Here is a 26,871-nt window from a genome sequence, read left to right as displayed (position 1 = left end):
ATCGATGGGCGGGCAGCAGGCCCGCCGTTATCAAACCGTCTCCGGCTGCCGCACGGCCTTCGCGACATTCCTCGCCATCGCCCCATTCGCGACAAAATAAGGCACATCCACCCGCGCAAGCGCCTTGCGCCCGCGAATCTTGTCCGCGATCTTCTCGGCGATCATGATCGTCGGCGCATTGAGGTTGCCGGTCGTGATGATCGGCATGATCGACGCATCGACGACCCGCAGGCCCTCGAGCCCGTGCACGCGGCCTTCTTCATCGACCACGGCCATGTCGTCATAACCCATCTTGCACGAGCACGACGGATGGAACGCGGTCTCCGCGCGGGCCCGCACGAACGCGTCGAGTTCCTTGTCGGACTTGCAGTCCGCGCCCGGGTTCAGCTCGCGGCCGCGATAGCGGTCGAGCGCGGGTTGCCGCATGATCTCGCGCGTCGCGCGGATCGCATCGCGGAACTCGCGCCAGTCGAGCGCTTCGGCCATGTAGTTGAACAGGATGCTCGGATGCTGGTTCGGATCGCGCGAGCGCAGCTTCACGCGGCCGCGGCTCGGCGAGCGCATCGAGCCGACGTGCGCCTGGAAGCCGTGCATCTCGATCGCGTTCGAGCCGTTGTAATTGATCGCAACGGGCAGGAAGTGATACTGGATGTTCGGCCACAGATCGTCGTCGCGCGTGCGGATGAAGCCGCCCGCCTCGAAGTGGTTGCTCGCGCCGAGGCCGGTGCCGTTCAGCATCCATTCGAGGCCGATCTTCGGCTGGTTCCACCACTTGAGCGCCGGGTACAGCGACACCGGCTCCTTGCATTCGTACTGGATGTACATCTCCAGGTGATCCTGCAGGTTCTGGCCGACACCGGGCAGATCGAGCACGACCGGAATGTCGAGTTCCTTCAGCCATGCGCCGGGGCCGACGCCCGAGCGCTGCAGCAGTTGCGGCGACGCGATCGCGCCGCTGCACACGAGCACTTCGCGGCGCGCATGCGCGGTCGCGCGTTCGCTGCCGCGCAGGTACGTGACACCCGATGCGCGCTTGCCGTCGAACAGGATACGGTCGGCGAGCGCGTGCGTGACGATCTCGAGGTTCGGCCGCGCGCGCGCCTGGTCGAGATAGCCGCGCGCGGTGCTGGCGCGACGGCCCTTCGGCGTGACGGTACGGTCCATCGGGCCGAAGCCTTCCTGCTGATAGCCGTTCAGGTCGTCGGTGCGCGGATAGCCGGCCTCTACGCCCGCGTCGACCATCGCCTCGAACAGCGGGTTCACGCCCGGCTTGCTGGTCGTGACCGACACGGGGCCGTTGCCGCCGTGATAATCGTTCGGGCCGACGTCGCGCGTCTCGGCTTTCTTGAAGTACGGCAGGCAGTCGAGATACGTCCAGTTCTCGAGGCCCTTGTGGGTCGACCAGTTGTCGTAGTCGAGCGCGTTGCCGCGGATGTAGCACATCCCGTTGATCAGCGACGAGCCGCCGAGCCCCTTGCCGCGCCCGCATTCCATCCGGCGGTTGTCCATGTGCGGCTCGGGGTCGGTTTCGTATGCCCAGTTGTAGCGGCGCCCTTGCAGCGGATAGGCGAGGGCGGCCGGCATCTGCGTGCGGAAGTCGAAGCGGTAGTCGGGGCCACCGGCTTCGAGCAGCAGCACCGTCACATCCGGATCTTCCGTCAGGCGCGTTGCGAGCACGTTGCCCGCGGAACCTGCGCCGCAGATGATGTAGTCGTATTCGCGTGTCGTCATGACGGTCAATCTCCTTTCTTAAAACACCGGGTTGTAGCGGCCGAGTTCGACCTGCACCGACTTGATTCGAGTGTAGTGCTCGAGCGTCGTGATGCCGTTCTCGCGTCCGACACCGGATTGCTTGTATCCGCCAACCGGCATCTCGGCCGGCGATTCGCCCCACGTGTTGATCCAGCAGATGCCGGCTTCGAGGCGATGGATCGTGCGGTGCGCGCGCGACAGGTTCTCGGTCACGACGCCGGCCGCCAGGCCGTAGTGCGTGTCGTTCGCGCGGGCAATCACTTCGTCCTCCGATTCGAAATCGAGGATGCTCATCACCGGCCCGAAGATTTCCTCGCGGACGATCTTCATGTCGTCGCGGCAATCGCCGAACACGGTCGGCGCGACGTACTGGCCGCTGCCGAAGTGGCCGTCGGTCAGGCGCGTGCCGCCGGCGAGCAGCTTCGCGCCTTCCGCCTTGCCGCTCTCGATGAAGCCGAGCACCTTGTCGAGCTGCGCGGCCGACACGAGCGGGCCGAAGTTGGTATCGGCATCGGTCGGCTTGCCGACGCGGATGCGCTTCACGCGTTCGAGCACGCGCTGCGTGAATGCATCCTTGACCGAGCGGTGCACGAACACGCGCGTGCCGTTCGTGCAGACCTGGCCCGAGCTGAAGAAGTTGGCGGTCACCGCGATGTCGGCCGCGCGGTCGAGGTCCGCATCGTCGAACACGATCAGCGGCGACTTGCCGCCGAGCTCCATCGTCACTTCCTTCAGCGACGACGCGCCGGCCAGCGACATCACCTTCTTGCCGGTCTCGACGCCGCCGGTGAACGACACCTTTGCGATGTCCAGGTGGCCCGTCAGCAGCGCGCCGACCGAGCCGTCGCCCTGCACGACGTTGAACACGCCGGCCGGCACGCCGGCTTCCGTATAGATTTCCGCGAGCTTCAGCGCGGTGAGCGGCGTGACTTCGCTCGGCTTGAATACCATCGCGTTGCCTGCGGCGAGCGCGGGGGCGGTCTTCCAGCATGCGATCTGAATCGGGTAATTCCAGGCGCCGATGCCCGCGCACACGCCGAGCGGCTCGCGGCGCGTATAGACGAACGACTCGGCGCGCAGCGGTACCTGCAGCCCTTCGATCGCGGTCGCGAGGCCCGCGTAGTACTCGATCACGTCCGCGCCGGTGACGATGTCGACCGCGAGCGTTTCGCCGATCGGCTTGCCCGTGTCGCGCGTTTCCAGTGCGGCGAGTTCGTCGTTGCGCTCGCGCAGCAGGTCGACCGCGCGGCGCAGGATGCGCGAGCGCTGCATTGCGGTCATTGCGGCCCATTCACGCTGGCCTTCCTGCGCGGACGCGACCGCGCGGTCGACGTCGGCGGCGCTCGCCTGCTGCACTTGCGCAAGCAGCTCGCCGGTGGCGGGATCGAAGGTGTCGAAAGTCTTGCCGCTCGTGGCGTCGACGTAACCGCCGCCGATGTAGAGGCGCTGCAAACCGAATACGGACATGAGGATCTCCTAGGGGGCGACTGCGCGCCGCGTCAGGCGGACGCGAGCAGCAGGTCGATGTAGTCGTGGGTGAGCTTCAATGCAGCCCGGGTGTCGATCGGGCCGCCGGCGAGCGCGCCGCGCAGCCACAGGCCGTCGATCAGTGCGGCGAGGCCGCTGGCGGCTTCACGTGCTTGCAGGCGCGGCAGCGCCTTGGCGAATTCGGCCGACAGGTTCGAATGGAGGCGCCGCGTGTTGACGTGCTGCAGGCGCTTGAGCATCGGGTCGTGCATGCTCTGCGACCAGAACGCGAGCCAGGTCTTCATCACGGGCGCGCTGACCTGCGTGTCGTCGAAGTTCGCGGCGGCGATTGCGCGCAGCCGCGAGCGCGGATCCTTGCGTGCGGCCACGCGGCGGCGCGTGGTGGCCGACCACAGGTCGCGCAGCACGTGCCGCATGGTCGCTTCTAGCAGGCCGTCCTTGTCGCCGAAGTAGTGGCTGACGATGCCCGTCGAGATGTTCGCGCGTTGCGCGACCGAGGCGAGCGTCGTGCCGGGCAGGCCCGCCTCGTCGATCGAGCGCAGCGTGGCGTCGATCAACTGTGCGCGGCGAATCTCCCGCATTCCGACTTTCGGCATCGCGACTCCCTTCGCCCGGACGGGCCGTCCATGGAAGTCGAGAGCTTAGCGGTTTTTTATTGATCGTTCAATCAATAAAAAATCGGGGTCTGACGGCGAGGGCGTGTGTCCGGCAGGCGAGCGCGGCCCCCAGGGCGCGCGTTGTGCGGGTGCAGAAAAATAATTGAAAGATGATTAAAAAAACTGGAGTTTGTTTAAAACGCATTCTGAAGCGGGCGATCAATCTGGTTAATCGTTGCGGGTGCCGAAGCGATTACGGAATGAAAGAGTATTGAGCTATGTGATATTCGATGAAATAGGAATGTCGGCCTGCGAAACGGCGTCACGATTCATTCATGAAAATCCGTTTCAAATAAGCGAATTAAACGGGGTAGATCATTGATATTAAATGAGTATTGGATAATTAAGTGGGTGTCTGTCGCCGTTTCGCAAACGATTGCCGTCGCGCTCAAAAGCACTCCGCTTACCATAAAAAATGCGGAAATAATTTGAATCTGCCGAATTTCCTAACAGAGTAGAGGGTATCGTTGGAATGACTTGAGTCAGTAATATTGTCCGTATTAGTATGGCGCCGCACTACGAGGAATGAATCGATGCCGCCGGTATTGCCGCGGTGCATTGGCCAATCGCGCGATTCGGATTGCGCGCAAACAACCGGCGCAGTCATTGCGCACCTGCAGCATGCCGCGACGTCGAGACGCCGCATCCACCGGAGAACGACGATGCTGACCGAAAAACACGTGGTCCCGCTGCCGAATGGTCTGAAGGTCTACGTCGAACGGAACGTGTTCGACCCGGCGTTCGACACGGCGATGCTCGTCAACGGCGCGCTCGCGACGACCGCGTCGTTCGGGCAGACCGTCCAGTATCTCGGCGAGCGGATGAACACGATCTGCTTCGACCTGCCGTATGCGGGGCAGTCGCGCCAGCACAACCCGGGCTGCTTCATCCTGACGAAGGACGACGAAGCCGCGATCCTGCAGCATCTGGTCGAACGCTTCGCGCCGGCCTACCTCGTGTCGGTGTCGTGGGGCGGCGTCGCGTCGCTGTTCGCGCTCGCACGTGGCTGCCCGAGCGTACGGCGCGCGGCGATCTGCTCGTTCTCGCCGTTCCTGAACGACGCAATGGTCGACTACGTGACGCGCGCCCGCGACCACATCGCGGCCGGCGAGAACCTGAAGGCCGCGCAGCTGCTGAACGATACCGTCGGCCGCTATCTGCCGCGCATCATGAAGCTGTACAACTACCGCTATCTCACGCGCCTGCCGCGCGACGAGCAGGACCAGGTCGCGTTTCACGTCGACCAGATCCTGTCGCTGCAGCCCGCGCGCTACTTCAGCGAGTTCTCGAACATCGGCTGCGAGCTGCTGTTCCTGAACGGCGAGCGCGACGAATACACGACGCCCGCCGACGTGCGCCAGCTCGGCGCGCACGTGCCGCGCGCGCGGTTCGGGACGGTACCGGACGCCGGCCATTTCCTCGACATCGAAGGCCGCGCGCAGCGCGAATACACGCGCTCGGCACTGCTCGACTTTTTCTGCGGCGGGTCGTCGCTTGCCGCCGGCATCGCGCTCGCCGCCGCGCAGGCGCGCGTGCCCGCACCGATGCACGCGCTGTCGTCGTGACACAGCACGCCGGGCGGCCGGTACGCGCGGCGCATCCGAATTCCCATCCCAACGAGGCAGGCCAGCCGTGAATATCGTTCAGACCATCGCCATCGTCGTTCCGTGGGCCGTGTGGCTCGCCTACTGGATCGCCACCTCGCAAGGCGTGAAGACGACCGTGCGCAAGGAAGCGTCGCGCTCGCGCACGCTGCAGTCGATTCCGCTGATCGTCGGCGGCGCGCTGATCATCCTGCCCGATCCGTCGTGGCAGGCGTTCGTGCCGGACTGGCAGCACTTCGGCCTGCAGGCGCAGGGCGGGCTCGCGGTGCTGGTGGCCGGGCTGCTGTTCTCGGTGTGGGCGCGGCTGCATCTCGGCACGAACTGGAGCGTATCGGTCACGCTGAAGGAAGACCATGAGCTCGTCCGCACGGGGCCGTATGGGCTCGTGCGTCACCCGATCTATACGGGCTGCCTGATCGCGCTCGTCGGCGCCGCACTGATCGGCGGCGAATGGCGCGGCGCGATCGGCGTGCTGCTCGTGTTCGCGTCGCTCGCGTACAAGGTGCGCGTCGAGGAGAGCTGGCTGACCGGGTATTTCGGGCCGGCGTATACGCAGTACCGCCGCGAGGTCGCGGCGCTGATTCCCGGCTTCTACTGAACCCCGCGAGGCGCGCGATGGCGAAGATGATCGTGACCGCGATCGGCTCGGCAGGCGACGTGCATCCGCTGCTCGGCGTCGCGCGCACGCTCGCGGCGCGCGGTCACGACGTCGTGTTCTGCACGCACGCACCGTTCGAGGCGGTCGTGCGCCGTTGCGGGTTCGCGTTCGTGCCGATCGGCACCGCGGCCGAATACGAGGCCGCGATGGCGAATCCCGCGCTGTGGGATGCGCGCACGTCGTTTCGCACGCTGTGGCAGGTGATCGCGCCGACGCTGCGCCCGCATTACGACGCGCTGCGTGCGCTGACCGACGGCGATACGGTGCTCGTCGGCACGCTGTGGGCGTTTTCCGCGCGCTTCATGCAGGAGTTGCACGGCACGCCGTACGTGTCGGTGCAGGTGTCGCCGTCGACGCTGCTGTCCGCGCATGCGCCGCCGACCCACCCGCGCCTGACGATTCCCGCGCGCTGGCCGCTGCCGGTGAAGGCGGCGCTGATGACGCTGATCGAGCGGCAGGTGCTCGATCGCACCTGCGGCCCCGCGCTCAACGCGGTGCGCCGCGCGCTCGGGCTCGCGCCCGCGCGGCGCGTGCTGGGCCGCTGGCTGCATTCGACCGACGGCGTGCTGTGCCTGTTTCCCGGCTGGTTCGCCGCGCCGCAGCCGGACTGGCCGTCGAATCATCTGCAAAGCGGCTTCCCGCTGTTCAACGATATTGCGACCCCCGAAGACGATGTGGCACTCGATGCGTATCTCGCGGCCGGTGAGCCCCCGGTCGTGTTCACGGCCGGTTCGACACGCGTCGATCACGCGGCCTATGCGCGCGCGGTGGCGGACGCGCTGCGCGCGACCGGCGCGCGCGGGATCCTGCTGACACCGCACGATGCGGCGCCGGACAGTGACCGGCTGCTCGTGCGCCGCTTCGTGCCGATGCGCACGCTGCTGCCGCGCTGCCGCGCGCTCGTGCATCACGGCGGGATCGGCACGGCGGCGCTCGCGTTCGAAGCGGGAATCGCGCAAGTCGTCACGCCGTTCGCGCACGACCAGTTCGACAACGCGCAACGGGTCGCCGTGAGCGGCTGCGGCGTACGCATCGACGGCCCGATCGACGGTGCGCGTCTCGGCACGGCGCTCGCGCGCGTGCTCGGCGACCCCGCGTTCGCCACGCATGCGGCGCGCACGCGCGCACTGCTGGCGGCCGAGCGGGACGGTTGTGAAGCCGCGGCCGATTTCATCGAACGGTTCGTGCCGGCGCGCAGGCAGACCGCCGCGCGGGCCGAAGCCGCGGTGGCCGGCGCATGAGCACCGCGTCGCCGCTTCGCGACGGGCCCGTCGCGCCGTCCGCGTTCGACGTGCCGGCGCCCGCGCCGGCCGCGCAGCCGGTGCGGGGCATCCGGCTCGCGCTGCTGACGTTTGCGCTGTCGCTCGCGACGTTCATCGAGGTGCTCGATTCGACCGTGACGAACGTCGCGGTGCCGGCGATCTCCGGCAGTCTCGGCGTTTCGAACAGCCAGGGCACGTGGGTGATCAGCTCGTATTCGGTCGCGGCCGCGATCGCGGTGCCGCTGACGGGCTGGCTCGCGCGCCGCGTCGGCGAGTTGCGGCTGTTCGTCGGCGCGGTGCTGTTGTTCACGCTGACGTCGCTGCTGTGCGGGCTCGCGCGCGACCTGCATGTGCTCGTGATCTGCCGCGCGCTGCAGGGGCTGTTTTCGGGGCCGATGGTGCCGCTGTCGCAGACGATCCTGCTGCGCACGTTTCCGCCGGACAAGCGCACGATCGCGCTCGCGCTGTGGGCGATGACGGTGCTGCTCGCGCCGATCTTCGGGCCGGTGGTCGGCGGCTGGATCGTCGACAACTTCTCGTGGCCGTGGATCTTCCTGATCAATTTGCCGATCGGGCTGTTCTCGTTCGCGGTCTGCACCGCGATGCTGCGCCCGGATGCGCAACGCGGCGCGGCCGGCCCGATCGACGTGCCGGGCATCGTGCTGCTCGTGATCGGCGTCGGCTCGCTGCAGGCGATGCTCGATCTCGGCCACGATCGCGGCTGGTTCGGTTCGCCGCTGATCGTCACGCTCGCGGTGGTCGCGGGGCTGTCGATCGTGTCGCTGCTGATCTGGGAGTCGGGCGAAGCGCATCCCGTCGTCGATCTGAGCCTGTTCCGCGATCGCACGTTCTCGTTCTGCGTGCTGATCATCTCGCTCGGGATGATGAGCTTCTCGGTGGTCGGCGTCGTGTTCCCGCTGTGGATGCAGGCCGTGATGGGCTACAACGCGTTTCACGCGGGGCTCGCCACCGCGTCGCTCGGCGTGCTCGCACTGGTGTTTTCGATCGTCGTCGGGCTCCATGCGCACCGCTTCGACGCGCGCGTGCTCGCGACCTTCGGCTTCCTCGTGTTCGCGGCCGTGCTCGCGTGGGACGCGCATTTCACGCTGAAGATGACGTTCGCGCAGATCGCCGCGCCGGGGCTGATCCAGGGGATCGGGCTGCCGTGCTTCTTCATTCCGCTGACCGCCGCGACGCTGTCGCGCATTCCGGACGACCAGCTCGCGGCCGCGTCGAGCCTGTCGAACTTCCTGCGCACGCTGTCGGCCGCGTTCGGCACGGCGATGAGCGTGACGCTATGGGACAACCGCGCGACCTATCACTACGACGTCGTGTCGCAATCCGTCACGCACGCATCGGCGAATACGCAGCGCTTCGTGCATACGCTGAACGGGATGGGCGTGGACGGCGTGCGCGAGCTGTCCACGCTGCACCAGGTCGTGATGCAGCAGGCGTACATGATGGCGACCAACGACATGTTCTGGATGGCGAGCATGACGTGTCTCGCGCTCGCGGCAATGATGTGGCTGACGCGGCCGAAGCGCGGCGCGGCGGCGTCGTTCGGGCATTGAGGAGAAGAACATGACGACACTCGGCGCACTCGTGATCCTGTATCACCCGAGCGACGCGCAGCTCGACGCGCTCCGCGCATGGCGGCATGCGTGCGATGCACTGCTCGTCGTCGACAACACGCCGCAGCCCGACGCGCGGGCCAGCGAGCTGTGCGCGCGCGAAGGCATCGCGCTGCTGCATCACGGCAATCGCTGCGGGATCGCGGGCGCGTACAACGCGGGGCTCGCGGCGCTGTTTCGCGACCGCATCGATGCCGTCGCGCTGTTCGACCAGGATTCGTCGGTGCCGGCCGCGTATTTCCCCGCGATGCGCGATGTCTGCGCGGGGCTTGGCGGGCGCGCGTTCCTGGCCGGCCCGCGCATCTTCGACGAGAACGCGCGCAGCTTCCTGCCCGAACTCTCGACCAACGGGATCGGCCTGCGCCGCCTGCGCATCGAACCGGGCGCGCCGCTGCAGCGCTGCGCATTCCTGATTTCGTCGGGCTGCGTCGTGTCGCGCGATGCGTTCGACGTGCTCGGCCGCTTCGACGAGACGCTGTTCATCGATCACGTCGATACCGAATACAGCTTTCGCGCGCTGGCGCGCAACGTGCCGCTCTATGTCGTGCCGTCGCTGGTGCTGCCGCACCGGATCGGCGCGAAGCAGCGTCACGCGATCGGCCCTTTTGAAATGACGTCGATGAATCACTCGTGGCAACGGCGCTACTACAGCGCACGCAATGCGGTACAGCTCGGGATGCAGTACGGGCTGCGCTTCCCGGTGGCGATCGTGCCGAACCTGCTGACCGTGTGGCAGGTCGTGCAGATCGCGCTTGTCGAACGCGACAAGCGCGCGAAGCTCGCCGGCATCCTGTTCGGCATCGCGGATGGCCTGTTCGGCCGGCTCGGCCCGCTCGAACGCACGCGGCCGCGTCTGGCCGCGCGTGCGCAGCGCGTTCAGCAGGGATGAGGGGCGCGATGCGGCGTGTGGATAAAGCGGCGAGTCTGCCGCATGGCTTGAAGAGCGGCGCAATGACGATCGTCGCCGCAGCGGTGTCACTGGCGTTGAGCGGATGCGTGCCGTCGGGCTTCCTGCCGTCGCTGTCGTTGCGTGCGCCGGCCGACGATGCGCTCGCGCACACGGCCGGCCCCGGCGTGAACGGCGCGTGGCCCGCGCCCGACTGGGTGAAGCAGCTGCGGGATCCGCAACTCGACGCACTCGTCGCCGAGGCATCGCAGCACAACCCCGACCTGCAGGTCGCGCAGGCGCGGCTGCGGATCGCGCACGCGCAGCTTCAGCAGTTCGATTCGCTGACGGGGCTGACGGGCACGGCTGGCGCGACGGTCAGCCGCGCGCGGATGCCGAAGCCGGGCAACGACGTCGCCGACGTATCGGCCGGCGGCTATCGTGTACCCGTCGAGATCTTCGGCGATCCGAACACCTCGCCATCGTCGGTGTTCGTCGGGCTGACCTACCAGCTCGACCTGTGGGGGAAGAACCGGGCCGCGACGAAGAGCCTGATGTCGCTGCGCGAAGCGGCACGGGTCGAGGCCGAGCAGGTGCGGCTCACGCTGGCGGTGGCGATCGTCACCGTGTACTGCCAGCTCGACCAGGCGTATGCGACGCAGGAACTGCTGCAGCAGAAACTGAAGGTCAGTCAGCGCGTGACGACCGTGCTGCGCGAGCGCACCGCGCGCGGGCTCGACAACGCGTACGACGCGAGCGATGCATCGATCAAGCGTAGCAAGCTGCTCGCGCAGATCGCGCTGAACGACGAGCAGATCAAGCTCGCACAACTGCAGCTCGGCGTGCTGTCGGGTCGCGGCCCCGAGCGCGGGCTCGCGCTGCAACGGCCGCGCGTGGGCGCGTTCGCGGGCGGCGCGCTGCCCGCGCGGCTGCCGGCCGATCTCCTGGGCCGCCGGCCCGACATCGTCGCCGCGCGGTTGCGTGTCGAAGCCGCGTTCGCGAATGCCGATTCGACGCGCGCGCAGTTCTATCCGGACGTGAACCTCGTCGCGCTCGGCGGCGTGTTCGCCTTGACGCCCGCGTCGCTGTTCTCGCGCGATGCGCTCGCCGGTTCCATCGGCCCGGCGATCTCGCTGCCGATCTTCGATCGCGGCCGGCTGAAGGCCAAGCTCGGTTCGGATGTCGCGCAAGCCGACGTCGCGATCGGGCTGTACAACAAGACCGTCGACGACGCGCTCGGGCAGGTCGCGCAGTTCGTCACGTCGTTGCAGACGTCGCAGACGCTCGTCGCGCAGCAGCAGGACGCGGTCCTGGCCGCGCAGAAGATCGTGGAGATCGCGACCGACCGGCACCGGCGCGGCGTGCTGATGCAGAAGGACGTGGATGTCGCGGATCTCACGCTGATCGACGAGCGCGCGCAGATGATCGCGTTGCTTGGCCGGCAGCGGACGCTGCGCGTCGGGCTGATCGGCGCGCTGGGCGGCGGGTTCGATGCGGGCGCAACGGTCGCGCAGGCGCCGGCCGTGCATCGGGCGCGTGGCGGGGCGGCGAAGCGAGGCGCTTCGACGGTCGCGCCCGCAGCGCCCGCCGTGGCTGCGGCGACCGTTGCGCCCACACCACCCGCACCACCCGCACCGACCGCTGCCGCTGCCGCGAGCCGATCGGTGGCGGGGCCGTCGGCCGATGCGCGGGCGGCGAGCGTGGCCGTGCCGCAGGTCGTCGCAGCATCGAATGCGGGGGCCGCACGACGCGACGACGTGGCACGCACGCCGGCTGTCGGCGCTACCACTCGCGGCACCCCCGTTCTCGCGCGCACGGCAGCGGCGAATCCGGCGCCGAGCCCGTCGGTCATGCCGCCGATCCCCCTGTTCCAGCACGATCGTCTGATCGTTACGCAAAGCGACTGATGCACCACGACAACCTCCATACCGCCGCGCCGCCGGCCGCCCTGAACGACCCGGCACTCGACGCGCGCCGCGCGACGCGCCGCAAGCGCTTCATCGTGTTCTTCGCGGTCGTGCTGGTGGCCGCGCTTGCATGGATCGCGTACTGGCTGCTGAGCGATCGCTACTACGAAGACACCGACGACGCGTACGTGGCCGGCAGCATCGTCCAGGTCGCCGCGCAGATCCCCGGATCGGTGACCGACGTCGTGGTCGCCGATACGCAGGCCGTGCGCGCCGGCCAGACGCTCGTGAAGCTCGACGACACCGAGGCGTCGGTCGCGTTCGCGCAGGCGAAGGCGCAGCTTGCACAGGCCGTGCGCCAGGTCGCGAACGCGAAGATCTCGAACACGATGTACGTCGAGGCCGTGAACGCGCGGCGCGCCGACCTGTCGCTCGCGCAGCGCGCATTCGCCGCGCGCTCGGGCGCGTCGGTCGAGATCGTCGCGCCCGAGGAGCTCGCGCGTGCGCGCGCGGCGGTCGCCGGCGCGCAGGCGAATCTCGCGGCCGCACAGGCGCAGCTCGATGCGGCACGCGCGCTCGGGTCCAAACTGCCCGTCGACGAAAGCCCGGCTGTCGTGCAGGCGGCCGCGCAGTTCAAGCTCGCGTACCGGAACCTGAAGCGCACGACGATCGTCGCCCCGGTCGACGGCACGATCGGGCAGCGTTCGGTGCAGGTCGGCCAGCAGGTCGGGCCCGGCGTGCCGCTGATGTCGATCGTGCAGCTCAATCAGTTGTGGATCGAGGCGAATTTCAAGGAAGGGCAGATTCGCCACATGCGCATCGGGCAGCCGGTCGAGATCGTGTCGGATCTGTACGGCTCGCGCGTGAGCTATCGCGGCCGCGTGCAGGGGTTCTCGGCGGGCACCGGCAGCGCATTTTCGATGCTGCCGTCGCAGAACGCGGCCGGCAACTGGATCAAGGTCGTGCAGCGCGTGCCGGTCGTGATCGCGATCGATCCGCGCGATCTCGCCGCGCATCCGCTGCGCGTCGGGCTGTCGATGCGCGCGACGGTCGACACGCACGACCGCAACGGCCACGCGCTCGACAGCGAGCCGCCGACGCCGGCCGTCAGCACGCGCGTGCACGACGGTGTCGCGAGCGACGCGGAACGCGCCGCCGCCGCGAACATTCGCGAAAATCAGGGCGGGTAACGCCTGCCCGGGAGAGGGAAGGTCGGTCGCCGGGATCGGCCCGCCCTCCAGCGCGTCACGGCGCCCTCCAGCGCACCATGCCGCGGGTCACACCGCGCGCCAAACCTTCCCGTCGTTTCCCGCCCGACTTTCGGTTTTCCGCCATCGATGTCGGCGCCGTTCAAACGCATGTCGCGTTTGAGACATCGGCGCCCCTGCCTCCGGGACTACTCTCGAACAGCACGTTGCGCGTGCGCCGCATGGGCCGGCGCGCCGCGGCGCCATCCAACGAGACATGGAGACAATACGATGAGCAGCAATCGAGGTGTCGTCTATCTTGGGCCGGGCCAGGTCGAAGTGCAGAAAATCGATTATCCGAAGATGGTCGATCCGACCGGCCGCGCGATCGGCCACGGCGTGATCCTGAAAGTGGTCAGCACGAACATCTGCGGGTCCGACCAGCACATGGTGCGCGGCCGCACGACCGCGCCGGTCGGCCTCGTGCTCGGTCACGAGATCACGGGCGAGGTGGTCGAGATCGGCCGTGACGTCGAGACGCTGAAACTCGGCGATCTCGTGTCGGTACCGTTCAACGTGGCGTGCGGCCGCTGCGCGATGTGCAAGGACACGCATACGGGCGTGTGCCTGAACGTGAACCCGTCGCGTGCAGGCGGCGCCTACGGTTACGTCGACATGGGCGGCTGGATCGGCGGCCAGGCCGAGTACGTGCTGGTGCCGTACGCCGATTTCAACCTGCTGAAATTCCCCGATCGCGACCAGGCGATGTCGAAGATCCGCGATCTGACTTGCCTGTCCGACATTCTGCCGACCGGTTATCACGGTGCGGTGAGCGCGGGCGTGAAGCCGGGCTCGACGGTGTATATCGCGGGCGCGGGCCCGGTCGGGATGGCGGCGGCCGCATCGGCGCGCCTGCTCGGCGCGGCCGTGACGATCGTCGGCGACATGAACGCGGAACGCCTCGCGCATGCGCGGGCGATGGGCTTCGAGACGGTCGACCTGTCGAAGGATGCGTCGCTCGGCGAGCAGATCGAGCAGATCCTCGGCGTGCCCGAGATCGACTGCGCGGTCGACTGCGTCGGCTTCGAGGCGCATGGCCACGGCTCGTCGGGCCACTCGGAAGAAGCGCCCGCGACGGTGCTGAACTCGCTGATGGAAATCACGCGGCCGGCCGGCGCGATCGGCATCCCGGGCCTGTACGTGACGGACGATCCGGGCGCGAAGGACAAGGCCGCGCAGCACGGCAGCCTGAGCATCCGCTTCGGCCTCGGCTGGGCGAAGTCGCACTCGTTCTTCACGGGCCAGACGCCGGTGCTGAAGTACAACCGCAACCTGATGCAGGCGATCCTGTTCGACCGGCTGCCGATCGCGAAGATCGTCAACGTCGAAGTGATCTCGCTCGACCAGGCGCCGGAAGGCTACAAGAAGTTCGACGGCGGTGCGCCGCGCAAATTCGTCATCGACCCGCACGGGTTGCTGGCGGCGTAACGCGACCGACTACCACGCGGTAATCGAAGGGGCCGGGGCGTTCAAGCGCCTCGGCCCTTTGTGCGTTCGGGAAGCGCGTGCTCAGTGCCCGCGATAGCGCCGGATGAGAAGCTCACGCGTGAACGATCGACCGGGCGACATTCGCCCGGCTCCGTTCACGCGGTGCGCTCCATGGAGGCGTCGTACTGACCACGGCAGGCCGCACCGTTCAGGCGTGCGCGCAGCAGCAGCGCATCCTGCGCGGCGCGCACGTTGGCCGCCTTTCCCTTCCACACGGCCAGCGGCGGCTCCTGCAGCGCCCGTCCATATGAAAAGCTCAGCAGCCACGGCCGCCCGGCAACGCGATTCATCGCGTCGAGATGCGCTGTCGCTTCCTCGGGCGTCTGTCCGCCGGACAGGAAGAAGACGCCGGGCACTTCGGCCGGCACGGTGCTGCGCAACAGGCGCACCGTCGCCTCCGCGACTTCGGCGGGGGCCGGCTGTGCGGTGTGCGTGCTGCCCGCGACGACCATGCTCGGTTTGAGCAACATGTGCGCCAGCACGACCCGGTGCCGGTGCAGCGCGTCGAACACGGCGTGCAGCACGGCGTCGGTCACTTGCGCGCAGCGGCCGATCGAATGATCGCCGTCCATCAGCACTTCCGGCTCGACGATCGGCACGACGCCGGCCTCCTGGCAGATCGCCGCATAGCGCGCCAGCGCTTCGGCGTTTGCCTTGATCGCCGCATGGCCCGGCAGCGTGGCGGACACGTTGTACACCGCGCGCCATTTCGCGAACCGCGCGCCTTGCCGCTGGTAGCCGTCGAGGCGCGCCGCAAGCCCGTCGAGCCCTTGCGTGATTTCGTCGCCGGGCGCGAGCGCGAGCGGAATCTTGCCCGCGTCGACCTTGATGCCGGGCACGATCTGCTGGCGAGCGGCGAGTTCGGGCAACGGCGTGCCGTCGTCCGCACATTGCCCGAGCGTCTCTTCATACAGGATCACGCCGCTGACGAATTCACCGAGGCCCGGCGTCGACAGCAACAGGGTGCGCCATGCGCGGCGGTTCTCTTCGGTCGATTCGACCGCGATCGTCTTGAAGCGCTTCGCGATGGTCGGCCCGCTTTCGTCGGCCGCCAGCAAGCCTTTGCCATCCTGGACGAGTGCCTGGATCGTCGCCTGGAGTGTGCTCTCGGTGCTCATGGAATTCCTCCTCTGAAACCGCCACGCGGCCGTGCCGGCCGCTCGCTGTTCACTTCGTCACATCGTCACGCCGCCTTCCGATTTCATTCTTTGTCGCGCACCGGCCAGAACGCAAGGCGCGTGCCGCGCCTGATTGCGCACGCGCTCGGGTGGCATCGTCCGTGCCAGGGCGGGTGCGTGTGCCGTTGCCGCGAGGCCAGCGCACCGTTGGTCTGCATCGCGTGTTGGACCGCGGGCGCCCACGGTCGGCCGTAGTTGACGCGCAAGGATGGAAATCACGTGGCCGGCCGGCGCGACGCGTGATGCGCTAGTTCGACGCGCGTTCGACACACGCAACGCATTATGCAAAGCGAGCTGTGCCGGAAACGGGCTGCCCGTTTTTGCAGTGGAGGTGCGGGGAAGGGCAGGTCACGCACACGCCCTGCGCGGCCCGGAACGCCGGTGCCCCGCGATCCCGACCGCACGAAATTGCTGCGATAATCATCGCCCGTTCCCGACCCCTCCGCCGCCGTCCGGTGGCGCATCCACGGATGGCCAAGTCACTTCCCCTCGCAGCGTTGCACACGTTCGTCGAAGTGGCGCGTTGCGGCAGCATGAAACAGGCGGCCGACCAGCTCTGCATTTCGCCGGGCGCCGTCAGCCAGCATGTCCGCAATCTCGAGGATCGCCTCGCCGTGCGCCTGTTCGAGCGCACCGGCCGCGAACTCGAGCTGACCGGCACGGGCCGCGTGCTGTTCGACCAGCTCGCCGGCGGCTTCAACGCGATCGAGGCCGCGTGGGCGAACGTGCACGGCGCTAACCGGCGCGTCGTCCGCCTCGCGGTGACGACCACCGCCTCGTTCGCGAACACGTGGCTCGTGCAGCGCCTCGGCGCGTTCAATGCCGCGTATCCCGACATCGAAATCACCGTCGAGACGCGCGGGCAACTGGTCGACTTGCGGCGCGACTATGTCGACGTTGCGATCCGGCACGGGTTGGGCCGCTATCCCGGGCACGCGTCATTCCGCATCTGGACACCCGAGCTGTGGCCCGTCTGCAGCCCGCGACTGCTCGATCCTGCCCGCCCGATCGCCACACCGGCCGACTGCCTGTCGTACCCGCTGCTGCAGGACGCGGACCGCGCCGACTGGGCGCTGTGGCTGCGCGCGCAGGGGATCGAGGACGCCCGTGCGCCGCGCGGCGCGAGCTTCAGCGAGGATGCGTTGCTGATCAAGGCGGCGGTCGCCGGGCAGGGCATGGCGCTGGTGCGCGACATCTATGCGCGTGACGAAGTCGCGGCCGGCCGGCTGGTTCGCGTGCTCGCACGGCCCTGGCCGACCGAACTGTCCTATTACGTCGTGTGCAGTGAAGCGCGCCAGCACGAGTGGAAGATCGCCGCGTTCCGCGACTGGCTCGCGAGCGAGATCGGCAGCGGCGACGACGGCCCGCGCGATCTACTGGCGTGACCCGCGCACCGCGGCGGCCGCGAAACCCTTGAGCTTGCCGGTCGCGAGCGCGGTGCCGAGCAGGATGATCGCGCACCCGGCGACCGTCTGCACCGAGATCGTCTCGTGCAGGAAGATCGCGCCCCATACGACACCGAAGATCGGGATCAGGAACGTGACCGACGCGGCATATTGCGCGCCCGCATGGCGGATCAGCCCGAAATACAGCAGGTAGGCAACGGCCGTGCAGATCGCGCCGAGCAGCACCACCGCGATCCACGCGGACGGGTGAACGGGGCCGTGCGGCCACATCGGCAGCGCGAGCGGCACGAGCGCGACCGCCGCGAACAACTGGCTGCCGAAGGCCGACACGAACGGCCTGACGTTCGCCAGCTTGCGCTTCGAGTAGTGCGCGGCGAACCCGTACGACAGCGTCGCGAGCATCGCGGCGGCGATCGCGCGCGGTGCGCCGGGCGTCCCCGCACCGACCGCCGAACCGGCGAGCACGACGACGCCGGCAAAGCCCAGCGCGAGACCGGCCGCCTGCGGTTTCGTCAGCGGCGCGCGCAGCCACGCGTACGCGACGATCGCGGTCCAAAGCGGCGTCGTCGCATTCAGGATCGAATCGGTGCCGGCCGACACGAACAGCGCCGCGTAGGTCAGCAGGCAGAACGGCAGCGCCGAGTTCGCGATGCCGACGACGAACAGCGGCACCGCGTGCGAGCGGAATTCCTGTCGCGCCTGCGCGTTGCGCAGTACCGGCGATAACAACACGGCCGCGATCGTGACGCGCAGCGCGATCAGCGGGACGACACCGAATTCCGGCGCGCCCATGCGCATGAACAGGAAGGACGCGCCCCAGATGGCAGCCAGGGTCACGAGCTGTAGTGCATTCATCGACGACTCCGTTCGGTGGATCGGGCGACCGGCCGGAACGCGTTACGCGCCGGCGCGGGCGAATGACCCATTGAACGTCATGCGTCGCTTGCGGCGCAAACGAGGTTTTGTGAAGGGCGGTTTAGAAAAATGAATCGACGGACCCGCAGGCCCGGATGGCGCATGCGCGTTCAGTGGCCGCGATAGAGCTGCGCGATTTGCGTATTGCTGGCGGCGGCGCGTCGCGCATGCGCGGTGTGCACGCTCACGCGGTGGAATGCGTGGGCACGATGCGCGGCACCGCGACTGGTTTTCCAGTCCGCCAGGCGCGCTGTGGCGGTGGGGTGTGACCGGTCGCGCGCACGCATGGCCGGCACCGCCCGCGCGAGCGCCGTCGGTCCGGCGGATTCGCCGGCATCCGGGCTGCGTTGTCGGGCGGCCGCCACCTGCGTTCCGTCAGTCGAATGAAACGGATAGACGGGCGCCGGCAAGACCGGCAGCACGGGATCGGTCGACGCGTACGGGCCGGCATCGCCGGCCGTCGCGCCCGAACCATTCGAACCGCGACAGACCGGATCGGCCTTGCACGTCCGGTCGACCGTCACGTAGCCGCCGACCAGCAGCACGAGCGTCAGGATGCTCAGGATCGGTGCGCTCGATGCGCGCGGCCGCCGGAATGCCGCGTTGCGAAGCGCCCGTGCGACGCGCGACGACCACGTGTGAAAGGAGGGCGCCGCGTGTGTGGCATGCGTGTCGTCCGATGCCTGGCGAACCGGATCGAACGGCCAGTTCCGCCGACCGCAGACGGGGCAGTGCTCGAGTGCGCGGAAGGCCACGAATCCGCACGCCCTGCAGCGGCAGCCGGCGGTGCGTCGTGTTTCGGCTCGCGCGTTCAGGATCGCACGCCAGTCGTCGCGCGCGCGGCTTGTCCGGTTGGTCAGGACTCGCATCGCTGGAAGCGGGCGGGCACCGTCAACGCGGCGAACGTTCGCCGGTCGTCATGATCCTGTCCTGCAAGGCAGCCGATCGGCCCACGCCGGAATCCGGCGGAGCGTGCGTCGTCGACCGTCGTTCGCATACGGTGCTCATGAAGTTCTCCATGACGTCGGGTGCGCGGAACAGGTTCGTCCGCGATGGCCTTCCGCTTCATTCTTGGTCGGCGCCACGTGAAACGCAAGGCGCAAGCAGGCCGCCGCGATTCGTCGGATCCACGCTAGCCGTCCTGCCGCTGCCGGGCCGCGAGCGTTCCAATGGTCTGCATCGCGTGCTCGACGGCCGGCGTCCACGGCCGGCCGTAATTGAGCCGAAGATAGCGGCGGAATCCGCCGGTCGCGGAAAAGATCGGCCCCGGCGCGATGCTGACGCCGCTTTCCATCGCATCGCCGAACAGGTGCATCGCATCCACGCGCGGCGGCAGCTCGATCCACAGAAAATACCCGCCGTGCGGCGCGAACACTTCGGTACCGGCCGGAAAATACGCGCGCACGGCGGCGAGCATCTGCGCCTGGTGCGCGGCGAGGTTGAGCCGCAGCTTGCGCAGGAAGCGGTCGTATCCGCCGTCGCGCAGGTAGTTCGAGATCGCGAGTTGCGCGGGTATGTCGGCGGCCGGAGCGCCGACGCATTTCGCCTGCCGGATCTGCTGCACGTAGCGTCCCGCCGCGACCCAGCCGATCCGGAAGCCGGGCGCGAGACATTTCGAAAACGACCCGCAATGGAGCACGAGCCCGCTGTCGTCGTACAGCTTCGCGGGGCGCGCGGGTGTCGTGCCGAACTGCAGTTCGTTGTACACGTCGTCCTCGATCAGCGGCACGCGGTGCGCGGCGAGCAGGTCGATCAGCGCGCGCTTGCGCTCGTCGGACAGCGTCGCGCCGGTCGGGTTGTGGAGCGAGGTCATGAACCAGCACGCGCGCACCGGGTGCGTGTCGAGCGCTTCGGCGAGCGCGTCGAGATCGAGCCCCGTGCGCGGGTCGACCGGAATCTCGACGGCTTTCAGATGCAGGCGCTGCACAGCCTGCAGCACGGCGTGGAACGCGGGGCGCTCGATCGCGATGACTTCGCCGGGGCGCGTCAGCGCCTGCAGGCTCAGCGTCAACGCTTCCAGCGCACCGGTCGTGATGACGATTTCATCCATCGGCAATGCCGCGCCCGCGTTCAGGTAGCGCAACGCGATCTGGCGGCGCAGCGTGTCGTCGCCGGGCGGGAATCCGGACAGCAGGGTCGCGCGGTCCATGTTGCGGGTGGCCGCGGTCGCGTAGCGCCACAGGCTGCTCATCGGAAACAGTGCGTAGCTGGCGAACGCGGAGCCGAGCGGCACGACGTCCTGGCAGCGGATCGAGTCCAGCAGCCGGAACAGCGCATCGTCGACGCTCGTGTGCGATACGGCGGGCTTGCGCGGCGGATCGTGCGTGAAGCGCAGGCGCTGGTCGTCGAAGTTCGCGACGAAATAGCCGGAGCGCGGGCGCGCGACGATCAGTCCCTCGCTTTCGAGCGCGTAGTACGCCCGAAACACGGTCGACGGACTCACTTGGTACGCGCGGCACGCGGCACGCACGGTCGGGATGCGCGCGCCGGGGGCCAGATCTCCACGCCGGATCGACTCGGAAATCGTCCGGGCGAGCATCGCATAACGCTTCATGCGTGCCTCAAGTCGAGCAGCTTTGTGCCGAAAAAAGAGTAGCACGGCGCGCGCTGCGCGACAGGCCTCGTTATCCCGTGATCCGCTTGTTTTTCACGGGCTCTGATCCTGTTTTTCTGCGCGACTCGCTGGCATGCTGTCGCCCCTCGAGCAATCTCTGTTCCCGACATTGACCGATACGGAATTCACGCTGTCCGCCGGCTGATCCGTGGCCCGTGCGCCGGTGCGTGCGAGGTCTAGTCAGCGGTGTCATGACCCTAACCGGAAACCTTCAGCGTGAAATCGAACACTCTCGTCGCGGGCCTCGTGGCCGGCCTTGCCCTCAACCTGCTCGGCGGCGCCGCGCAGGCCGCCTGCATCAGCAATCCGCCGGCGCAATCCAGCACGACGTTTCCCGCCGCACTGACCGGCAAGCTCGTCTATCACAGCTACGTCAAGTACGGCGACGGCACGAGCCAGCTGTTCCTCTACGACTTCTCGGCCCATACGCTGACGCAACTGAGCAAGAGCGCATGGGGCATCACCGATCCGATGAACGGCGTGTTCAGCCCCGACGGCAAGTGGCTCGCGTTCATGGGCATCAAGAACAACGCATGGAACGTGTTCATGGTTCAGCTCGGCACCAGCAATGCGCCGATCAACATGACGAACAGCACGGGCGCCACCCGCAACGAAGACCCGAAATTCAGCGCGGACGGCAAGACCCTCGTGTTCAAGCAGAACGGCGACGTCAAGCAGGCCACGCTGTCGTACACGAGCGCGGGCCCGGTGTTCACGTCGGTCGTGAGCCTGACCAACGCGCCGGCCGGCGCCGAATACTCGATGCCGTTCCTCGCGCCGGACGCGAGCGCCGTCTACTACGCGAGCGGCACCGGCGCGAACATGGGCCTGATGAAGCGCACGCTCGCGACCGGCGCCACGGCCGTATTCGATAATCCGGCGGGACTGCAGACCTACTATCCGATCGTGCGTGCGGACGGCACGGTGTTCTACGCGCGCTGGAAGGACACGAGCCAGCTCGACCAGATCTACTCGAAGACCGCGGATCCGGCATCGACGCCGAATCAGTTGGCGCTCAACGACTGCATCAGCAACAACTCCGACCCCGCGCCGGTGAGCGGCACGAACTACCTGTTCTTCTCGTCGACGACGGCGGGCGGCTACCAGCTCTACGTGGGCGACGTGACGACCGGCCAGCGCTGGAGCCTGTCGCAATTCGGCGTGAACGCCGACACGACGAAGGCCAAGCTCGGGTCGAGCTACTACGGCGGCCCGGCGGCGAACCAGATCACGCTGCTGTCGCAAGGCCACCCGGCTGCCGCATCGGCGAGCTACAACGCGTCGCTCACGCCCGACAAGGCGTTCGACGGCAACACCACGAGCACGCGCTGGGATTCGCCGGAAGGTGCGGGCGTCGATCCGCAATGGATCTCGGTGGATCTCGGTGCGACGAAGACGATCAGCAGCATCGATCTCTACTGGGATGCGGGCGCGCTCGTGTACCAGATCCAGACGTCGAACGACAACGTGAACTGGACGACGATCTACTCGACGAACAACGGGGTGTCATATGGCCACGTGACGCTGCCGAACCTGAACGGGCATGGCCGCTACGTGCGGATGTATGGCACGAAGCGCGCGACGCAGTGGGGCTATTCGCTCGACGAAATGCAGGTGTGGGGATCGTAAGCGCAAAGAAAAAAGCGACCTTCGAGGTCGCTTTTTTCATGGGTCAGTCGCGGTGCGCGTCACGCATGCAGCACATGCGCCGGAAACGCGGGGCCGGCGCTCGCCGTGCCCTGCGCAAGCGGCGCGACCTGCTTGCGGCGCTCGCGGGTCGGCGCGACGCCGAACGCGTCGCGATAGCTCTTGCTGAAATGGCACGCCGACTGGAAGCCGCATGCCATCGTGATGTGCATGATCGACATGTCGGTCTGCAGCAATAGTTCGCGCGCGCGGCGCAGCCGCAGCGTCAGGTAATAGTGCGTCGGCGTCATCCCGAGGTGTTCGCGGAACAGGCGCTGCAGTTGCCGCTGCGACATGTTCGCGAGCCGCGCGAGCTCCTCGCGCGACAGCGGCTCCTCGATGTTGTTCTCCATCAGCGAGATCACTTCGAACAGCGACTTGTTCGCGGAGCCGAGGCGCGCGACGAGCGGCATGCGTTGCTGCGCGCTCGTGTCGCGCACGTGTTCGACGATGAACTGCTCGGCGATCTGCGTGACGCGCGCGGTGCCCACGCGCGCGGCGATCAGGTTCAGCATCATGTCGAGCGGCGCGACGCCGCCCGTGCACGTGATGCGGTCGCGGTCGATCACGAACAGTTCCTTCAGGAAGCGCGTGTCCGGAAACTCTTCCTTCAGCGCCGACATGTTCTCCCAGTGGATCGCGCACGCGTAGCCCGCGAGCAGCCCCGACTTCGCGAGCGCATAGGTGCCCGTGCACAGGCTGCCGAGCGGGATACCCGCGCGCGCGAAGCGGCGCAGCGTCGACAGATGGGCGGGCGTGGTCGCGCGCTGCACGTCGACGCCGCCGCACACGAACACGATGTCCGGTTGCCCCACGCATTCGGCCGGGCCCGTGTCGACCGTCAGGCCGTTGCTCGCGGTGACCGGGCCGCCGTCCGGGCTGATGACCGACCAGCGGTAGAGCGGCTGGCCGCTCAGGTAGTTCGCCATCCGAAGCACCTCGATCGCATTGGTGAACGCGATCATCGTGAAATTCGGCAAGGGCATGAACGCGAAGTGGGACAGCGACGCTGTGCGGTCGGGCGACATGGGGGGTGTTCCTTGAATCTCTAATAGCTTTACGCCCGGGGGGCACGGACGGGCTGCGATATTGTGTGAGCCAGCGCAACAAGCGTGCCATACGGCTAAACCCTAGATCCATACGTTGTCTGGCCGAAAGCGGCATGCTGCACTGCACCGTATCCGGGACGCGTTGCACCCCGACCGGGCGGCAATCGCACCGCTGGCGTGCCTGTTCATAGGTGAACTGCCGACGGCGGTTTGCTTGGTCATCCGAAAAAGCACGACCGGTCACTTGTATAAAACGGACGCGGATGGCGGAAAAGGCAAAGAACGCGTCTAAATTCATCAATCCGCCGAAAATCCGAACGACAAGAATAGAGCCGTCGGCAGCCTTGCACTGGGCAAGCGGGAAACCCAGGCAGGGCGGGCCTTGAGCTTCGGTTTCAGCCCCTTATTCTTCGTCACGGACGCACTATGTCGAACACCCAGCCTTTCTTCTCGCAGCCCCTGGCCGAGCGCGACGCGCCGGTGCGCAGCGCCATCCTGAAGGAACTCGAGCGTCAGCAGTCGCAGGTCGAACTGATCGCGTCGGAAAACATCGTGTCGCGTGCCGTGCTCGAGGCGCAGGGCTCGGTGCTGACCAACAAGTACGCGGAAGGCTATCCCGGCAAGCGCTACTACGGTGGCTGCGAGTTCGCGGATGAAGTCGAGGCGCTGGCAATCGAGCGCGTCAAGCAGATCTTCAACGCCGGCTATGCGAACGTGCAGCCGCACTCGGGCGCGCAGGCGAACGGCTCGGTGATGCTCGCGCTGGCCAAGCCGGGCGACACGGTGCTCGGCATGTCGCTCGACGCGGGCGGCCACCTGACGCACGGCGCGAAGCCGGCGCTGTCGGGCAAGTGGTTCAACGCGGTCCAGTACGGCGTGAACCGCGACACGATGCTGATCGACTACGACCAGGTCGAGGCACTCGCGCACGAGCACAAGCCGAACCTGATCATTGCCGGCTTCTCGGCATACCCGCGCGCGCTCGACTTCGCGCGCTTCCGCGCGATCGCCGACAGCGTCGGCGCGAAGCTGATGGTCGACATGGCGCACATCGCCGGCGTGATCGCCGCGGGCCGCCACGCGAACCCGGTCGAGCACGCGCACGTCGTCACGTCGACCACCCACAAGACGCTGCGCGGCCCGCGCGGCGGCTTCGTGCTGACCAACGACGAGGACATCGCGAAGAAGATCAACTCGGCCGTGTTCCCCGGCCTGCAGGGCGGCCCGCTGATGCACGTGATCGCCGGCAAGGCCGTCGCGTTCGGCGAAGTGCTGCATGCGGACTTCAAGACCTACATCGACAACGTGCTCGCGAACGCGCAGGCGCTCGGCGAAGTGCTGAAGGCGGGCGGCGTCGATCTCGTCACGGGCGGCACCGACAACCACCTGCTGCTGGTCGACCTGCGCCCGAAGGGCCTGAAGGGTGCGCCGGTCGAGCAGGCGCTCGAACGCGCTGGCATTACCTGCAACAAGAACGGCATTCCGTTCGACACCGAGAAGCCGACCGTCACGTCGGGCATCCGCCTCGGTACGCCGGCCGGCACGACGCGCGGCTTCGGCGTCGCGGAATTCCGCGAAGTGGGCCGCCTGATCCTGGAAGTGTTCGACGCGCTGCGCGCGAACCCGGAAGGCGACCACGCGACCGAACAGCGCGTGCGCCGCGAGATCTTCGCGTTGTGCGAACGCTTCCCGATCTATTGATCCCACCGTCCCGACAATACTGGAGCAACACATGAGCACGCTGCATCAAGACAGCATCATCATCGACGGGCTGAACATCTCGAAGTTCGAGAAGCCGGTGTTCGAAGACATGCGCAAGGGCGGCATCACCGCCGCGAACTGCACGGTGTCGGTGTGGGAGAACTTCACGAAGACCGTCGACAACATCGGCGTGATGAAGAAGAAGATCCGCGACAACGGCGAGCTGCTGACGCTGGTGCGCACGACGGAAGACATCTTCCGCGCGAAGAAGGAAAACAAGACGGGCGTGATCCTCGGCTTCCAGAACGCGCATGCGTTCGAGGACAACCTCGGCTACATCGAAGCGTTCGCCGACATGGGCGTGCGCGTCGTGCAGCTCTGCTACAACACGCAGAACCTGGTCGGCACCGGTTGCTACGAGCGTGACGGCGGGCTGTCGGACTTCGGCCGCGAAGTGATCACCGAGATGAACCGTGTCGGGATCATGGTCGACCTGTCGCACGTGGGCGGCAACACGTCGTCGGAAGCGATCGCGTTCTCGAAGAAGCCGGTGTGCTACTCGCACTGCCTGCCGTCGGGCCTGAAGGAGCATCCGCGCAACAAGAGCGACGAGCAACTGAAGGAGATCGCCGATGCGGGCGGCTTCGTCGGCGTGACGATGTTTGCGCCGTTCCTGAAGCGCGGGATCGAAGCGAACATCGACGACTACATCGAGGCGATCGAATACGTCGTGAACCTGATCGGCGAAGACGCGGTCGGCATCGGCACGGACTTCACGCAGGATTTCGCGAAGGAATTCTTCGACATGCTGACGCACGACAAGGGCCGCTATCGCCAGCTGACGAACTTCGGCAAGGTGATCAACCCGGACGGCATCCGCACGATCGGCGAGTTCCCGAACCTGACCGCCGCGATGGAACGCCACGGCTGGAAGGAGTCGCGTATCCGCAAGATCATGGGCGAGAACTGGGTGCGCGTGTTCAAGGACGTGTGGGGCGCATAAGCGCCGCGACCGCCGAACCACCGCCAGCGATTCAACATTAAAAGAAATCGGGACGTGCCCGCGCAAGCCGCGCGGGCACGCGGACGATGTCGCGCCTGCGCACTGAGCCGCGCGGCCACTTTCCTCACGGAGTCACACGATGCAACCGCAACTGCCGATCAACGTCGATCCCGATACCGGCGTCTGGACCACCGACGCGCTGCCGATGCTGTACGTGCCGCGCCACTTCTTCACGAACAACCACGTCGCCGTCGAGGAAGCGCTCGGCGTCGAAGCGTATGCCGAGATTCTCTACAAGGCCGGTTACAAGTCCGCATACCACTGGTGCGACAAGGAAGCGAAGTTGCACGGCCTGACCGGCATGGCGGTATTCGAGCACTACCTGAAGCGCCTGTCGCAGCGCGGCTGGGGCCTGTTCTCGATCATCGAGGCCGATCCGGTCAGCGCGCGCGCAAAGATCGAGCTGCGCCACTCGTCGTTCGTGCTCCAGCAGCCGGGCAAGGAAGGCAAGCTTTGCTACATGTTCGCGGGCTGGTTCGCCGGCGCGATGGACTGGGTCAACGACACGACGCCGGAAGGCAAGGGCGCGCCGCGTGCGCAATCGAAGGAAGTGCAATGTGCGGCCGAGCATCACGATCACTGCGTGTTCGAAGTGTCGCCGATCGCGCACTGATGCCCTGATGCACTGAATCACCGACACAAAACAACACCCGCAACACGAGACATTCGAACGCCAGAGG

At 67.3% G+C, this 26,871-nt stretch carries 21 protein-coding genes; 13 read left to right on the top strand and 8 right to left on the bottom strand.

Going from position 1 to position 26,871, the window contains the following annotated elements; genetic code table 11:
• Window positions 1-30 precede the first annotated feature (30 nt).
• The 3 genes from betA to betI are packed head-to-tail and all read right to left on the bottom strand — an operon-like array spanning window position 31 to window position 3,836.
• Window positions 31-1,731, bottom strand: a complete 1,701-nt coding sequence (betA, locus tag LGN19_RS08595; protein WP_226213983.1) for a choline dehydrogenase — start codon at window positions 1,729-1,731, stop codon at window positions 31-33.
• Between the two features lie 18 nt (window positions 1,732-1,749).
• Complete coding sequence (betB, locus tag LGN19_RS08590) at window positions 1,750-3,219, bottom strand: betaine-aldehyde dehydrogenase (RefSeq protein ID WP_226213982.1); 1,470 nt, start codon at window positions 3,217-3,219, stop codon at window positions 1,750-1,752.
• A 32-nt stretch (window positions 3,220-3,251) separates the two neighbouring features.
• Entirely contained in the window at window positions 3,252-3,836 is a 585-nt protein-coding gene (gene betI / locus LGN19_RS08585; RefSeq protein WP_122947865.1) for a transcriptional regulator BetI, read from the bottom strand.
• A gap of 722 nt (window positions 3,837-4,558) precedes the next feature.
• On the opposite strand from betI, the gene LGN19_RS08580 reads away from it, so the two are divergent.
• The 8 genes from LGN19_RS08580 to fdhA all read left to right on the top strand — a co-directional run bounded on the left by LGN19_RS08580 (window position 4,559) and on the right by fdhA (window position 14,519).
• Window positions 4,559-5,461 (top strand): alpha/beta fold hydrolase, encoded by a 903-nt coding sequence (locus LGN19_RS08580; RefSeq protein ID WP_174956050.1) that lies wholly within the window; start codon window positions 4,559-4,561, stop codon window positions 5,459-5,461.
• A gap of 67 nt (window positions 5,462-5,528) precedes the next feature.
• On the top strand, window positions 5,529-6,098 hold the full coding sequence (locus LGN19_RS08575; RefSeq protein WP_226213980.1) for a methyltransferase family protein: 570 nt from the start codon (window positions 5,529-5,531) through the stop codon (window positions 6,096-6,098).
• A gap of 17 nt (window positions 6,099-6,115) precedes the next feature.
• Window positions 6,116-7,399, top strand: coding sequence for a glycosyltransferase (locus tag LGN19_RS08570; RefSeq protein WP_226213978.1), 1,284 nt, complete (start codon window positions 6,116-6,118; stop codon window positions 7,397-7,399).
• Entirely contained in the window at window positions 7,396-8,991 is a 1,596-nt protein-coding gene (locus LGN19_RS08565) for a DHA2 family efflux MFS transporter permease subunit (RefSeq protein WP_226213976.1), read from the top strand. Before LGN19_RS08570 ends, LGN19_RS08565 begins: the two co-directional genes overlap by 4 nt.
• A gap of 10 nt (window positions 8,992-9,001) precedes the next feature.
• Complete coding sequence (locus LGN19_RS08560) at window positions 9,002-9,940, top strand: glycosyltransferase family 2 protein (RefSeq protein ID WP_226213975.1); 939 nt, start codon at window positions 9,002-9,004, stop codon at window positions 9,938-9,940.
• Between the two features lie 62 nt (window positions 9,941-10,002).
• A complete protein-coding gene (locus tag LGN19_RS08555) occupies window positions 10,003-11,844 on the top strand; it encodes an efflux transporter outer membrane subunit (RefSeq protein ID WP_413227199.1) in 1,842 nt (613 codons plus the stop codon).
• Complete coding sequence (locus LGN19_RS08550) at window positions 11,844-13,034, top strand: efflux RND transporter periplasmic adaptor subunit (RefSeq protein WP_226213971.1); 1,191 nt, start codon at window positions 11,844-11,846, stop codon at window positions 13,032-13,034. Before LGN19_RS08555 ends, LGN19_RS08550 begins: the two co-directional genes overlap by 1 nt.
• Window positions 13,035-13,322: 288 nt before the next feature.
• Window positions 13,323-14,519 (top strand): formaldehyde dehydrogenase, glutathione-independent, encoded by a 1,197-nt coding sequence (gene fdhA, locus LGN19_RS08545; protein WP_043180475.1) that lies wholly within the window; start codon window positions 13,323-13,325, stop codon window positions 14,517-14,519.
• Window positions 14,520-14,674: 155 nt separating this feature from the next.
• Here fdhA and LGN19_RS08540 read toward each other — a convergent pair whose 3' ends face one another.
• A complete protein-coding gene (locus LGN19_RS08540) occupies window positions 14,675-15,697 on the bottom strand; it encodes a class I fructose-bisphosphate aldolase (protein WP_226213969.1) in 1,023 nt (340 codons plus the stop codon).
• A 530-nt stretch (window positions 15,698-16,227) separates the two neighbouring features.
• Between LGN19_RS08540 and LGN19_RS08535 the strand changes: the two genes are divergently transcribed.
• Window positions 16,228-17,142, top strand: a complete 915-nt coding sequence (locus LGN19_RS08535; RefSeq protein ID WP_226213967.1) for a LysR substrate-binding domain-containing protein — start codon at window positions 16,228-16,230, stop codon at window positions 17,140-17,142.
• Here LGN19_RS08535 and LGN19_RS08530 read toward each other — a convergent pair.
• From LGN19_RS08530 to LGN19_RS08520, 3 genes are all read right to left on the bottom strand, one after another.
• Entirely contained in the window at window positions 17,131-18,018 is an 888-nt protein-coding gene (locus LGN19_RS08530) for a DMT family transporter (RefSeq protein WP_226213965.1), read from the bottom strand. The genes LGN19_RS08535 and LGN19_RS08530 overlap by 12 nt on opposite strands.
• A 170-nt stretch (window positions 18,019-18,188) precedes the next feature.
• A complete protein-coding gene (locus tag LGN19_RS08525) occupies window positions 18,189-18,947 on the bottom strand; it encodes a hypothetical protein (RefSeq protein ID WP_226213964.1) in 759 nt (252 codons plus the stop codon).
• Between the two features lie 263 nt (window positions 18,948-19,210).
• Entirely contained in the window at window positions 19,211-20,632 is a 1,422-nt protein-coding gene (locus tag LGN19_RS08520; protein WP_226213963.1) for a PLP-dependent aminotransferase family protein, read from the bottom strand.
• Window positions 20,633-20,908: 276 nt separating this feature from the next.
• Between LGN19_RS08520 and LGN19_RS08515 the strand changes: the two genes are divergently transcribed.
• Window positions 20,909-22,321: a discoidin domain-containing protein gene (locus LGN19_RS08515; RefSeq protein ID WP_226213961.1), complete on the top strand. Its 1,413-nt coding sequence runs from the start codon at window positions 20,909-20,911 to the stop codon at window positions 22,319-22,321.
• Between the two features lie 59 nt (window positions 22,322-22,380).
• Here LGN19_RS08515 and LGN19_RS08510 read toward each other — a convergent pair whose 3' ends face one another.
• On the bottom strand, window positions 22,381-23,406 hold the full coding sequence (locus tag LGN19_RS08510; RefSeq protein WP_174956038.1) for a GlxA family transcriptional regulator: 1,026 nt from the start codon (window positions 23,404-23,406) through the stop codon (window positions 22,381-22,383).
• A gap of 447 nt (window positions 23,407-23,853) precedes the next feature.
• On the opposite strand from LGN19_RS08510, the gene LGN19_RS08505 reads away from it, so the two are divergent.
• The 3 genes from LGN19_RS08505 to LGN19_RS08495 all read left to right on the top strand — a co-directional run bounded on the left by LGN19_RS08505 (window position 23,854) and on the right by LGN19_RS08495 (window position 26,804).
• Window positions 23,854-25,128: a serine hydroxymethyltransferase gene (locus tag LGN19_RS08505; protein WP_043180455.1), complete on the top strand. Its 1,275-nt coding sequence runs from the start codon at window positions 23,854-23,856 to the stop codon at window positions 25,126-25,128.
• Window positions 25,129-25,159: 31 nt separating this feature from the next.
• Entirely contained in the window at window positions 25,160-26,131 is a 972-nt protein-coding gene (locus tag LGN19_RS08500; RefSeq protein ID WP_043180452.1) for a dipeptidase, read from the top strand.
• Between the two features lie 139 nt (window positions 26,132-26,270).
• Window positions 26,271-26,804: a DUF5943 domain-containing protein gene (locus LGN19_RS08495; RefSeq protein ID WP_226213960.1), complete on the top strand. Its 534-nt coding sequence runs from the start codon at window positions 26,271-26,273 to the stop codon at window positions 26,802-26,804.
• The last annotated feature ends 67 nt before the right edge of the window (window positions 26,805-26,871 follow it).

It is taken from the genome of Burkholderia sp. AU30198 (assembly GCF_020419825.1).
Classification (GTDB): domain Bacteria; phylum Pseudomonadota; class Gammaproteobacteria; order Burkholderiales; family Burkholderiaceae; genus Burkholderia.
Note: the sequence above shows the minus strand (reverse complement) of the source record. Positions and strands in the feature narration are given on the sequence as shown.